Annotated in this window: 1 protein-coding gene; it reads right to left on the bottom strand. The window is 71.6% G+C overall.

Annotation, left to right across the window (positions count from 1 at the left end; translation table 11 throughout):
• Positions 1–248: 248 nt before the first annotated feature.
• Positions 249–1,552 (bottom strand): cyclic nucleotide-binding domain-containing protein (locus ETD83_RS41730; RefSeq protein WP_138650753.1); only part of this gene is annotated, 1,304 nt, incomplete at its 5' end.

Genomic DNA, 1,552 nt, shown 5'->3' with positions numbered 1-1,552 from the left:
ACTGGTCGGCACACTCCACGGCTGCCTACGCACCCACACCACCTACAGCGAAACCACCGCCTGGACACCCCAAACCCACCACACCGACCAAGCAGCTTGACACCTACGACCCGTGGGATGTCTAGCCCGGTGTGTGCGGTGCGGTTGGAGGAGGGGGCTGGGAAGCGGAAAACCCCGCGTATGCGGTGCACGCGGGGTCGGTAGCGGGGGGCCGGAGGGGCCCGTGCGGGAACGGGCCGGCGGGCAGGTCAGATCGCGGAGCGGGCGGGGACGCCGCGCAGGTGGATCCAGCCTTCGGTCTTGAGCTTCTTCACCGTGCAGCTGATGGGCTCGTACTCGGCGGGGTTCACGTAGCCGGGGCCGTGGGCGATGACGGACTCGTACACGAACGTCGACGCGATGAAGCCGAGGTCGGCGCCGGTCGCGGCGAGGCGGTCCTTGAGGGGGCGGGCGTCCAGGAGCCGGGCCGTGCGGATCAACGCCCAGCCCGACATTCCAGGCGGGTCGGGCATCACGGGGCCGACGTGCACCGCGACCCGGAGCTGGATGCGGACGGCGTCGCTCGACCGCTGGTTGTGGTGGCGCAGCCGCAGCGCCAGCGAGGCGATCATGGGGTCGATCACGGCGGCGGTCGGCACCTCGGGCGGGACGACGATCAGCGCGCCGTCGCCGCGGTCCTCGATGTGGCAGGCGGCCCAGGGCACCGCCGACTCCCGGAACGCCTCGCGGAGCAGCGCGTACATGGCGCGGCGCATCTCGAGGCGGTCGCGGTCGTTGCGGTGGGCCGCGCTGAAGCCCGCGATGTCGGTGAACACGATCGTGCAGTTCTGGCCCGCCCAGGACGCCCCGGGGTGCCCGTTCCGGGAGACGGTCATGGGCTGTGTCGGCTCGTCCTCGAACGGGGCCAGGGCGGACGCCGTCGGCGGCGCCTCCGGCGAGCCCGGCGTGCCGTTCTGTGATCGCATCGGGTAGGCCGCTCCGCCGTTCACCGCCGCGTACTGGGCGTGATCGGCCTGCGGCGGGATGAGCGGCATCGGCACGGTCGCGTACCTCTGCGCGCCGTCCTGCCCCCCGTACTGAGTGCCGTTCTGCGTGGCGGACGGCTCCGGCGTACCGGGCGCTTGCGGTGTGACAGGCAGTTGTGGTGTGTCAGATACCTGCGGCTGGGGGCCCGACTGCTGCTCGGTGAGCCGGTCGTACAACTCGCGCTCCAGGACGGCGACCACGCGGGGGTGGTCGCTCAGGTAGCTCACGAACTGCTGCGTGGTGATGCGCAGGCCGCGGACGATGTCCATGGCGACGAGGGTCGCGGACCGGCGGCGCAGCAGCAGGGCCGCGCGTTCGCCGACGATGTCGCCGGGGCCGCGGAACGCGATGATCCGCTCGCGTCCGTCCCGGTTGATCGAGACCCGGATGGAGCCGGACTGGATCACGACGGCCTGGTCGGCGGTCTGGCCCTCGAACCAGAGCACGGTGCCGACCGGGTAGACGACCTCGTCGACGCACGCGAGGAGGTCGTTCTGCTCGGTCTCGGTGAGGTGGCCCCAGAAAC

The organism is Actinomadura soli, assembly GCF_005889715.1.
Lineage (GTDB): Bacteria > Actinomycetota > Actinomycetes > Streptosporangiales > Streptosporangiaceae > Spirillospora > Spirillospora soli.
This window is presented reverse-complemented; position numbering and strand designations above follow the sequence as displayed.